Source organism: Plantactinospora alkalitolerans, assembly GCF_015690345.1.
Lineage (GTDB): Bacteria > Actinomycetota > Actinomycetes > Mycobacteriales > Micromonosporaceae > Plantactinospora > Plantactinospora alkalitolerans.
Window position 1 is genome coordinate 1 of the sequence record NZ_JADPUN010000392.1, and the last position, 10,301, is coordinate 10,301.

The 10,301-nt window shown below is 70.6% G+C and carries 13 protein-coding genes and 1 riboswitch; of the genes, 4 read left to right on the plus strand and 9 right to left on the minus strand.

Annotated elements, in window-relative coordinates; all coding sequences use genetic code 11:
• A partial coding sequence (locus I0C86_RS38815; protein WP_196206302.1) for a cellulose binding domain-containing protein occupies positions 1 to 318 on the plus strand: 318 nt, incomplete at its 5' end.
• A 92-nt stretch (positions 319 to 410) separates the two neighbouring features.
• Here I0C86_RS38815 and I0C86_RS38820 read toward each other — a convergent pair.
• Both I0C86_RS38820 and I0C86_RS38825 read right to left on the minus strand, forming a co-directional pair.
• Complete coding sequence (locus tag I0C86_RS38820; RefSeq protein ID WP_196206303.1) at positions 411 to 842, minus strand: hypothetical protein; 432 nt, start codon at positions 840 to 842, stop codon at positions 411 to 413.
• A 173-nt stretch (positions 843 to 1,015) separates the two neighbouring features.
• Complete coding sequence (locus tag I0C86_RS38825) at positions 1,016 to 1,162, minus strand: hypothetical protein (protein ID WP_196206304.1); 147 nt, start codon at positions 1,160 to 1,162, stop codon at positions 1,016 to 1,018.
• Positions 1,163 to 1,777: 615 nt separating this feature from the next.
• Between I0C86_RS38825 and I0C86_RS38830 the strand changes: the two genes are divergently transcribed.
• Complete coding sequence (locus tag I0C86_RS38830; protein ID WP_192771540.1) at positions 1,778 to 2,149, plus strand: STAS domain-containing protein; 372 nt, start codon at positions 1,778 to 1,780, stop codon at positions 2,147 to 2,149.
• A gap of 52 nt (positions 2,150 to 2,201) precedes the next feature.
• On the opposite strand, the gene surE is transcribed toward I0C86_RS38830, so the two are convergent.
• The 3 genes from surE to I0C86_RS38845 all read right to left on the minus strand — a co-directional run bounded on the left by surE (position 2,202) and on the right by I0C86_RS38845 (position 4,593).
• Positions 2,202 to 3,029, minus strand: coding sequence for a 5'/3'-nucleotidase SurE (gene surE, locus I0C86_RS38835; RefSeq protein WP_196206305.1), 828 nt, complete (start codon positions 3,027 to 3,029; stop codon positions 2,202 to 2,204).
• A complete protein-coding gene (locus tag I0C86_RS38840) occupies positions 3,026 to 3,988 on the minus strand; it encodes a 1-phosphofructokinase family hexose kinase (RefSeq protein WP_230395526.1) in 963 nt (320 codons plus the stop codon). The genes surE and I0C86_RS38840 overlap by 4 nt, the downstream gene beginning before the upstream one ends.
• Positions 3,989 to 4,071: 83 nt before the next feature.
• Positions 4,072 to 4,593: an HIT family protein gene (locus I0C86_RS38845; protein WP_196206307.1), complete on the minus strand. Its 522-nt coding sequence runs from the start codon at positions 4,591 to 4,593 to the stop codon at positions 4,072 to 4,074.
• A gap of 1 nt (position 4,594) precedes the next feature.
• Here I0C86_RS38845 and I0C86_RS38850 point away from each other — a divergent pair, with 1 nt between their 5' ends.
• Positions 4,595 to 5,113: an SRPBCC family protein gene (locus tag I0C86_RS38850; RefSeq protein WP_230395527.1), complete on the plus strand. Its 519-nt coding sequence runs from the start codon at positions 4,595 to 4,597 to the stop codon at positions 5,111 to 5,113.
• Positions 5,114 to 5,158: 45 nt separating this feature from the next.
• Here I0C86_RS38850 and I0C86_RS38855 read toward each other — a convergent pair whose 3' ends face one another.
• Together I0C86_RS38855 and I0C86_RS38860 are read right to left on the minus strand one after the other, a co-directional pair.
• Positions 5,159 to 5,632, minus strand: a complete 474-nt coding sequence (locus tag I0C86_RS38855; protein WP_196206308.1) for a hypothetical protein — start codon at positions 5,630 to 5,632, stop codon at positions 5,159 to 5,161.
• A gap of 184 nt (positions 5,633 to 5,816) precedes the next feature.
• Complete coding sequence (locus I0C86_RS38860) at positions 5,817 to 6,149, minus strand: YnfA family protein (protein ID WP_196206309.1); 333 nt, start codon at positions 6,147 to 6,149, stop codon at positions 5,817 to 5,819.
• Between the two features lie 447 nt (positions 6,150 to 6,596).
• Here I0C86_RS38860 and I0C86_RS38865 point away from each other — a divergent pair, with 447 nt between their 5' ends.
• Entirely contained in the window at positions 6,597 to 7,817 is a 1,221-nt protein-coding gene (locus I0C86_RS38865) for a cellulose-binding domain-containing protein (RefSeq protein ID WP_323374126.1), read from the plus strand.
• Positions 7,818 to 7,944: 127 nt separating this feature from the next.
• Here the strand turns inward: I0C86_RS38865 and I0C86_RS38870 are convergent, their stop codons facing one another.
• Together I0C86_RS38870 and I0C86_RS38875 are read right to left on the minus strand one after the other, a co-directional pair.
• Entirely contained in the window at positions 7,945 to 9,048 is a 1,104-nt protein-coding gene (locus tag I0C86_RS38870; protein WP_230395528.1) for a coiled-coil domain-containing protein, read from the minus strand.
• A gap of 4 nt (positions 9,049 to 9,052) precedes the next feature.
• A riboswitch (cyclic di-AMP (ydaO/yuaA leader) is annotated at positions 9,053 to 9,181 on the minus strand.
• A gap of 229 nt (positions 9,182 to 9,410) precedes the next feature.
• Positions 9,411 to 10,295, minus strand: a complete 885-nt coding sequence (locus I0C86_RS38875) for a cation diffusion facilitator family transporter (protein ID WP_196206313.1) — start codon at positions 10,293 to 10,295, stop codon at positions 9,411 to 9,413.
• Positions 10,296 to 10,301: the final 6 nt, after the last annotated feature.

Genomic DNA, 10,301 nt, shown 5'->3' on the forward strand with positions numbered 1-10,301 from the left:
GCGTCGCCGAGTGGTAGCTGCTCGGCCACCTACTCGGTGACCGGCTCCTGGCAGGGCGGCTTCCAGGCCGAGGTGACGGTCCGGAACACCGGCACGTCGGCGATGACCGGCTGGACGGTGGGCTGGAGTTTCGCGAACGGACAGTCGATCAGCCAGATCTGGGGTGGCACACATACCCAGACCGGTTCGTCCGTCTCGGTGCGCAACGCGGCGTACAACGGCAACCTGGCCGCGAACGCGTCTACCACGTTCGGCTTCCTCGGAAGTTGGACCGGCACGAACGCCGTACCGGCGACGGTCGGCTGCACGCGGAGCTGACTCCGCACGGGCCGGGGCCCGCCGTGATCACGGCGGGCCCCGGTTGCCGTACCACCGCCGGCCGGGCGGGCCGGTCGACAGGTCGGAACGGATCAGGTGGTGTCGAGCCGGACCGGTGTGTCGGCCCGGTCGACGTCCACGTACTCGAGCCGGTCGCTGGCGGGCAGTTCCCGTTCGGCCCGGGCCAGGGCGGCCCGGGACGCGGTGGTGGCGGCCCAGGCCAGCGCGGCCCCGACCAGTCCGGCCCCGACCAGCCAGGCCCAGGGCAGGCCCGGACGGCGGCCGGCGAGGGCGTCGTACGCCCGGTTGGCCCGCTGCCATGCCTCGTCGGTCACGGCACCGACCCGGTCCCCGGCCTGGCTGGTGAGGTGGGAGCTGGTCTGTCGTGCCGAGCGGGCGGTGTCCCGTGCGGCGTGCCGCACCGAGTCACCGGCCGAGTTGACGACGTTGGTCAGGTGTTCCCACGCCTGGTCGGCGACCCGCTCGGGCTTGCTCTGGTGTTTCAGCAGGTTGGTTCCGAGCATCGTGCTACCTCCTCGGTTGCCGAAATCAGCGGCCACTTCGGACAGAGGCGTCTGTTCGGCGCGGTTGCGGCTTGCTACACGGGAGGTGCCCAGGCGTCTTTCCTGGCAAACCCGGGATCACGACTCGAGTCTGCCGGAACCGGACGGCGTCCGCTGCCGCTACGCCCAAGTGATCAGCGAACCATGACAATCGACGCGGGCTGGGCGAAATCGTCGTCGTCATCATCGTCGTCGTCATCGCCCCCGCCGCCGAACCCGCAGGCCAGTACCAGAGCCAGCAGCGCGCCGACGCCGGCCAGTCCGATCAGTTTCCTCAGCATCAGGTGTCCCTTCCCGAACCTGGAGGGCCGTCCCGCGCGCGACGGCGGTACGCCTCATGCTAGGTGGTCCGCGACACACCCGTCCCGTTCCGCTCGGCAGCAACAGCCGCCCCGAGCGTTCGCAACCGTCTCTCCCGCCCCCGGAGACCCCCTGAACGCTCGCGGAGGCCCCTGGAGTGTGCGGGATCACGGCGGCCGGCGCCGGGGCGTGCCGACGAGCGGGAGCGGTGCACCGGATGGGGCGGCACCGCAGCTCGTCGTGCAGGTCGGCGCGGTGTCGGCCGGGCGTCGGTACGCGCCGGCGTGGGGCCGGAGTGGCGTGGGGGAGTTGCGGAGGACGCTCCCGGCGCCCGAGCGGGCGACGACACAGTCGCTGGTCGCGCGATGCCGACCCGTTGACGGCTAGGCTGACGGCTGTGGGTGGTGAGGGTAGCTGTCATCCGGGTACGGGCAGGAAAATTTAGCGTAGTTTGCCCCGTTACCAGGCTGGTTTGTCGGCTCGTTGAATAGATTGCCCGTCCGGAAGGGTGGCGATCGGGGCCGTCAGAGGAATACTCTCGGTCGCGGCCCGCGTACTGATTAGGCGCCCGGACATGGGCGAGTGGAGGTGCTCGCGTGAGCCTGTCGATCGTCAAGTCGGTCCTGCCCGGTGGAGTAGTGGAGATCGCCCCTCGTGGAGAAATCGACGTCGACACGGCGTACGAGGTTCGTGAGGCCATCGCCGGGGTGTTGACCAAGGGACGGCCGTCACGGATCGAGCTCAACATGCGACTGGTCAGCTTCATCGACTCGGTCGGTATCAGCGCCATGGTCGCCGGCTTCCAGACTGCGGAGGTCAGCGGCGTCAAGCTCGTGGTCACCGAACCGAGTCGGTTCGTCCACCGGCAACTCTGGGTCACCGGGCTGCTCGGCCTGTTCGGAGCGCCGGAACCCTACTTCGCGGGTGCCGCGTCCGCCGCCGAGGAAGTCAAGGTCCCCGGCGCCTGACCGCGATCCGGCCAGCGGCCCCGCGTCGCGTACCGGACCACCCAACCAACTCTCACTGTGGATCGTCCAGGTCGGACAGGTCCACGTCGGACGCCTCGGTGACCGCCCGGATCGCCGTCACCGAGGCGTAACCCTCGGCCAGCCACGCCACGTCGGTGCCCGGTACGACACGCTCGCCGGACTCCTCCAGCGCGGTACGCACGAACCCCTTGCCCGCCTCCGCCACGGTCATCTGCACCTGCCCGAACCCGGCCAGTGAGCCCCGCCGGACCCCGCGCAGTCGGTCGTGCGGCAGGTCTGGAGCGTTCACGTTCAGCACGGTCCCGGTCGGCCCGGCGGTCAACCGGGGTAGCAGATCGAGGGCCACCCGCGCGGCCGTCGCCCAGTGCCGTCGCTGGTCCCGGTCCGGATGCGGGACCGCAATCGCGGCACCGCCACTGCCGGCGCTCGCCTCGACCGAGGAGAGCACGTCGAGCGAGACCGCCATCCCGTGACAGCCGTTGGCGGCGGCGGTGAACGCCGCACCGACCGTGCCGGAGTGCAACACCGCCCGGCCGGCGTTGGCGCCCCGGTTGACCCCGGAGAGCACCACCGCCGGCGCCGGTCCGAACGCCCCGTGCAGGGCGATCAGGGTGATGAGCCCGGGTGAGCCGGCGACCCCGTACGCCCGTACGCCGGGCAGTTCGTCGATCGAGTGTTCCTCGACGACGACCCGGCCGTCCCGTTCGACCGCACTCATGGCGGCGCTGGCCCCGCTGGCCTCCTCGCTGGGCGCCGCGACCACCACCTCCAGGCCCCGGGCCGCCGCCGTACGGGCCAGCCAGCGCAGTCCGGGGGCGGCGATGCCGTCGTCGTTGGTGACCAGTACGCGGAGTGTCATGAGTTCGTCGTCCGGTGCGCCAGTTCGTCGGGTGTCATCCGATCCTGCCGGCAGGTGCCGATCGGCGCCAGTCGTACCCGGTCGACCAGGCCCGCGATCGCGTCCGGGCGGCCGGTGCCGAGGCCGTGCCGGGTGACGTTCAGCGCCCCCGCCGCAGCCCCGGTGCGGACCGCCAGCCGTACGTCGCCGCCCTGGGCCAGCACCGCCGCCACCCCTGCGGTCATCGAATCGCCGGCACCGCGCGGGTCCGCCACCTCCAGCCGGGGCATGTCGAGTTCGGAAACCTCGCCGTCGATCAGGACGAGAGCGGGACTCTCGGCCCGGCTGAGTACCACCGACTCGGCGCCGTTCGCATGCAGTGCCCGGGCGACCCGGACGAGTTCCGCCTCGCTGTCGTCGGCGGCCCAACCGTCCCGGATCAGCTCCTCGTGGCTGACCTTCAGCACCGACACGCCACTGTCCAGCACCGCGGCCAGGTGCGCTCCGGAGAGGTCTGCGATCACCCGGCTGCCGTTGCGGCCGAGGTCGGCGGCGAGCCGGCGGTAGATGTCCGGTGCGACCAGGTTCGGATGGCCGGGGCCGCTGAGGATGCTCACCTCGGCACCCAGCCCTTCGCCCAGGGCCAGGTTGTAGAGCTCGTCCAGTTCGTGCCGGGTGAGTGGATGGCCGGGCACCGAGGCGAGCTCCTGGCGGGCTCCGTTGCGCCGGTCGTGCACGTAGCCGCCGCTGCTGGACTCCCGGTGGATCACCCGGAGGTCGACTCCCTCGCCGGCGAGCAGGGGCTCGAGGACCTGCCCGATCTCACCGCCGAGCCCCGCGCAGAGCACCACGGACGTGCCCAGACACTTGATCATCCTGGCCTGCCAGACGCCCTGGCCGCCCGGATGCAGGTGGATCTCGGTCTCGTCCGCCGGTTGGTCGATGGTGACCGTGAGCTGCGGATCGGGGGCAAAGACCATGACATGTCCACGCATGCCAGCCAGATACCCCTTCAGCAGGCACTTATGCGATCAAACAGAGCAGAAACGCCCATCTGCCCCCATCACGCCGACCCACCGTCGGCATCGAGCGGCGGACCGTCGGCATCGAGCGGCGGACCGTCGGCATCGAGCGGCGGACCGTCGGCATCGAGCCGCGCCCGGAGTGCCATCGCCAACTCGTCCCGGCGGTCCTCGCCAAGAAGCTGGTCGTCCGGCGGATGCAGATATCCGAAGATCCGGGGGCCGCGGCGGTCGGCGGGAAGGTCCGGCATCCGGGGTACGACGTGGAAGTGGACGTGCTGGAAGCCGTCCTGCTCGGCGAACTGGACGACGTACGTCTTCGCACAGCCGGTGACCGCCTTCAGGGCCCGGGCGAGCCGTACCTGCCACCGGCCGAGCGTCGCCGCCTCCGCGTCGGTCAACTCGGCGATCGAGGTCACGTGGCGACGGGGGACCAACACCAGCCAACCCGGCAGCGACGTGTCGAACGCGTGCGCCACCCGCCAGTGCGGGTCCTCGGCCACCCGCTCCCGGGGTGGCAGCACCGGGAGCAGATTATTGTTCCGGCAGGCGAGGCAGTCCACGATGAGAGCCTATTTCCTTTCCGGACCCGGCGTCGACGACCATCGACGGGTCCGACCGACCGAGGAGGCGACGGGGGTGCCACGAACCGGCTCGTTCCGGTACAGCGCGCGGGCCCGGTGCGAACTGGCCGACGCGGTACGGCTGCTCGGCGACGTGGAGCGGCAGGCCGAGCTGCATCCGTTGATCGTCCGGGTCCGCGCCCGGCCCGCCGGGCCGGGAATCCTGCGCAGCCAGCTCGTCACCGACCGACTGAACTGGGGACCCTTCCGGTTCAGGATCACCTACCAGGCCGACACCCTTCGCGTCGGCCCGGACGAGGTGGTGATGGTGGCTCGGCAGTGGCCCCGTACCACCGTGCACAACCACACCCGGCTGACCCGGGAACCCGACGGCCTGGTCCGGGTCGACGTCGAGATCACCCTGTCGGCACCGGCCCCACTCTTCCCGTACGCCTTCCGGCAGGCCCGCGCCGCCCACCAGACGCTGGCCTCCCGGCTCCCCGCCGCGCTGGAGGCGTAAGGAAGGGCCCCTTCTTATCGTTTTCTGTAGAAGAAGGGTCCCCTCCTAACCGGCTCGGCCCCGGCGTAGCCGGCCCCACGGCTTGTACGTCGACAGGACGGTGGCGATCACGAGCAGGGTGGTGGAGACGATCGGAGCCATCAGCAGCCCGAGCCGGGCGTCGGCGGGGGTGGCCGTCCCCAGTTCGGCGGCGGTACGCAGGTTCGGCAGCAGGGCGAAGAGGACGGCGCCGAGCATCACGGTGGTGATGATCAGCTTGACCATCACCCAACGGTGCCGCAGAAGCCCCCATGGAGTGAACAGCGCGCTGACGATGCCAACCAGCCAGGCCAGCACGCTGAGCGGGACGAAGAGGGTCAGGCCGATCAGGCCGATCGCCGGATAGACCACGTCCGGGGCGGCGCCCCGCACCCCGGCCACGCCGAGCGTCAGCAGCACCACGTCGACACCCAGCCAGCCGACAGCAGTGACGACGTGCAGGGTGAGCAGGGCCTTTCGCCAGGGCGGAGAGAGCTTCATGCGTGTAATGCTTCCGAGCGACAGCCGCCGACGCGTCGTGCGAATGTGGGCGACCCGGATACGTCACCGGACGTACGCCCGGGTCTTGCCACCCGACCGGCGGCGCCCGCTCGGGCGGCCGCATCAGGACCGGTACCCCGAGCTGTCCGCTTGACCGGAGGATGTCCCGACCGGGGGACGTCGATCAGCCGCGTGGGGCGTACATGATGATCGCGACGCCGAGCAGGCAGACGGCGGCGCCGGTCAGGTCGTAGCGATCCGGCCGGAACCGGTCCACCAGTACGGCCCAGCCGAGCGAGCCGGCCACGAAGAACCCGCCGTAGGCGGCGAGCACCCGACCGAAGTTCGGATCCGGCTGGAAGGCCGCGACGAAGCCGTACCCGGCCAGTGCCAGCATGCCGGCGGCCACGAACAGCAGGCCGCGCTGCTCTCGTACGCCCTGCCAGACCAGCCAGGCCCCGCCGATCTCGGCGACGGCGGCGAGCAGGAACAGCAGCAGTGAGCGGGCCACGGTCATCCCGTCATTGTGGCCGTCGACCGAGGTGGACCCTGCGCGGCTGGCTCACCCGCTCGGAAGTCCGGGGCTGACCCGGTCGGACTTCGACTGGTTCAAGGCCCGTCGGACTTCGACTGGATCGAGGCCCGGTCGGACTTCGACTGGCTCAAGGCCCGGTCGGACTTCCAGTGATCGGATCGGATGGCCGATCAGTTGCAGGCATTGATATCGGTCTTTAAGCTGAGCCGGGCGTTCGGCACTGGACGATCCGGGCTCGGGCTGGCCGGAGATGTCGGATCCGAACTCGTTCGATCGCGGGAGCCGATCGCGGGAGGCGTAGGGCGGCCGTACCCGAAATGTCGTGTGCCGGCCGACCGTCGACCCAGCAGCAGCACTGCCGGCCCGCGCTCGGCGGGCCCGGCAGTTGTCGAGAGGAATCCCATGAGGGTCTCCGCACCGTATCGCCGCGTGTCCCTGGCTGTCGCCCTGGTGACCGCACTCGTCGCGAGCGTCGTCACCATGGTCAGCCTGACCCTGGTGCCATCCGCCCAGGCCGCCGCCGGATGCCTGGTCGGCTACCAGGCCAATCAGTGGACCGGTGGCTTCACCGCCGCCATCCGGGTGACCGCGGGAGACACCGCGGTCAACGGCTGGACCGTCACCTGGACCTACGGTGGCGACCAGCGGATCACCAACAGTTGGAACGCACAGGTCAGCCAGTCCGGCACGGCGGTGACCGCCCGGAACGTGGCATGGAACGGCTCACTTCCGGCCGGCGGGTCGACCGAGTTCGGCGTGCAGGGTACCTATGCCAGCAGCGCGGCGGCCCCGACCGGGTTCACGCTCAACGGCGTACCGTGCAACGGCGCCGATCCGACGACACCACCGCCGACCACCGCCCCGCCCACCACCGCACCACCCACCACGGCCCCGCCGACGACGGCTCCGCCGACGACGGCCCCGCCCACCACGGCTCCGCCGACCACGGGGCCACCGACCGGCTGTGGCGCCGCCGCGCTCTGCGACGGCTTCGAGAACCAGACCGGGTCCGCGCCGTCCGGCGACTGGAGCCTGAACTACCCGGACTGCCAGGGAACCGGAATCGCCGCCATCGACACCTCGGTCGCGCATCAGGGCACCCGATCGGTACGGATCAACGGCACCGCCGGTTACTGCAACCACGTCTTCGTCCGGTCCAACCGGGACCTCAGCGGGCTCGGTGCGGTGCGGTACGCCCGGTTCTGGGTCCGGCACACCACCGCGCTGCCGACCCAGCACGTGACGTTCCTGGCCATGCGCGATGCCAACGACGGCAACCGTGACCTGCGAATGGGCGGCCAGAACGGTGCTCTGCAATGGAATCGGGCCTCGGACGACGCCACCCTGCCCGAGCAGAGCCCGAACGGTGTCGCGCTCAGCGTTCCGTTGCCGGTCAACCGCTGGACCTGTGTCGAATTCATGGTCGACGGCAACCAGGGCCGGCTGTCGACCTGGGTCGACGGCTCGGCGGTGACGGGGCTGACCGCCGACGGCACCCCGACCCACGACGTCGACGGCCAGTGGCTCAACCGGGCGAACTGGCGACCGAACCTGACCGACCTGCGGTTGGGCTGGGAGAGCTACGGCGAGGGCGCGGACACGCTGTGGTACGACGACGTCGCGCTGGGCTCGGCCAGGATCGGCTGCTGACCGACCCGACGCCGGGATCTACCTACGGTTCGGCGTCCGTCGTCCGGTGAAAATCCACCGGGCGACGGACGCCGGACCGGCCCGCCGGCACCGCCCAGGGGTGGCGGGCGTTGCCGGCGGGCGGCTTTCAGTTCATCGACAGATGTACGTGGTTCGTGTGGTCGCTGGACGGATCGCCGTTACCGCTGTTGTACGTCTTCCAACCGCTGCTCGGCAGCCAGATCTGCTTGAACCAGATCACGTACAGCACGCCCAGCCGGTCGGCGTTCCGCACGAAGTACGCCGCCAGGTTGTTGCCGTACGTCCGGTCGCCGCCGCTCGCCACCCCGCCGAAGCCACCCTTCTGGGCGGCGAAGTCGCACGCCTGACCCTTGGGGTGCTCGCCGCTGCCGCCACTGCGGTAGCAGGAGACGTACCGGGTGAAGCCGGCCGACTTGGCCTGGTTGAGCGCGTGCAGCGTCCGCGCCGTGATGCATCCGCTGGTGGTCGGGTCGTTGAGGCTGCACGACTCGTCCGGCCAGGAACCGTCGGAGTTGCGGGGCGCGGGCTTGGCCGACGCCCCGCCGCTGCCGCTGATCCCCGAGCTGGAGCCGCCGCTGTTGGCTGCGGCCAGCGCCTTCTCGGCCTGCTTCTTGCGGGTCTCCATCACCTCGACCTGCTTGCGCTGCTCGCGGATCTCCTGGTCGAGTGCTTCCTTCGCCTGGGTCTCCTTGTCGACGCTCTCCCGCAGGCCGCGCAGCTCGCGGCTCTCGTTCGCCGAGATCGTGTCGAGGGCGGCGGCCCGGTCCACCAGGCTGGTCGGAGAACCGCTGTTGAGCAGCGCCGACACCTGTCCCAGCCGACCGGTCCGATACGCCATTCCGGCCATCTGGGCGACCCGTTCGCTCCGGGTCGTCACCTCGGTACGCAGCGTCCCGAGGTGGGTGGTCAGTTCCTTCTGTCGTTTGACGGAGTTGTCCAACTTGTTCTTGGCGTTGACGTAGCCCTTGCTGGCGGTCTGGAGCTGCTCGCGCAGGCTGTCGCTGCCTCCCTCGTCTGTACTGCTGCTGGGTGCCAGGGTCAGCGTGCCGGGCGCTGCGTACCCGGGTGTGGCGCCCAGGGTGGTGACGAGCGCGCCCAGGGTGAGCAGCGCGACTGCCGTGGCGGCGAGCCGGGCTGGCGCCTTCCGGGCGGATGTCGGGGCGCGCCAGACGAAGGTCGGAGACGTTCGGGTGGGTGCCGGGAACGGCATGACAGCTTCCTTCCGTCAGCCGCCGACCGGGTTAGCTGACGGGTTCGGGACGGAAGATCCCTACCGCTGACGCGGATGCACCCCTGGTACGTGGTTCCCCGGCTCGCGCGTGGCGATTAGGCGACGGCCCCCGCAGGCACCGGAGGGCGCCACCTAGCGAAGACCGGGGCCGAGCCTACCGGCAGTTCTCGACCGGGGACACGTGCGGTGTTCGGTATTGGATCCCTAATTCTCCTGTTTCGGACGGATGTAACCGGACAAAACCGGTCGGTGACACGCCGAAATTTAAGATGCGGCTAACCATCGGTGAGCCTCGCTGCCTATCGGGTGTACCTCGCTGGCTACCGGGTGAGCCTCGCTGGCTACCAGTCCGTGGGGCCACAGCCACCGGCGGCGGTCCTCGGCTCGACCTGGAGCGTCGCGTGCGAGATGTGGAAGTCCTCGCTCAGCGCCGAACGGGCAGCCGCGAGCACGGCGGCGACCTCCGCGCCGGTATCCAGGGTGAGATGCGCCGAGGCGACCTCCATACCGGAGGTGAGGGTCCAGACGTGCAGGTCGTGCACGTCGCAGACCCCGGGTACGTCGGAGAGCCGGGTCCGGACCGAGGCCACGTCGAGGTGCTCCGGAGCGGCCTGTACCAGGATGCGTACCGCAGTGCGGCCAAGACGCCAGGTGCGGGGCAGGATGAACAGCCCGACCGCCAGCGCCACGATCGGGTCGGCCCAGCGCCAGCCGGTAAAGATGATCACAACGGCGGCGACGATCACGCCGGCCGAGTTGAGCAGGTCGCCGAGGACCTCCAGATAGGCGCCGCGCAGGTTGATGCTCTCCCGAGCCCCCGCCCGGAGCAGCCAGAACGCCGCCAGGTTGGCCAGCAGTCCGAGCGTCGCCACCAGCAGCATCGGGCCGGCCGCCACCTCCGGCGGGGCGCCGAACCGTCGTACCGCCTCGACCAGCACGTAGAGGGCCACCCCGAACAGCAGTACGGCGTTGGCCAGCGCCGCCAGTACCTCCAGGCGGTACAGGCCGAAGGTCCGCTGCGGGTCGGCGACGGCCCGGCGGCCCGCCGTGATCGCGGCCAGGGCCATCCCGATCCCGAGTACGTCGGTGAACATGTGCCCCGCGTCGGAGAGCAGCGCCAGCGACCCGGTGACCAGCGCGGCGACCGCCTCGACGACCATCAGGGCGGCGAGGAGCGCGAAGGCTCCCCACAATCGTCCCAGATGCCGCTCCGCCGCGCGGGTCAGTTGCCC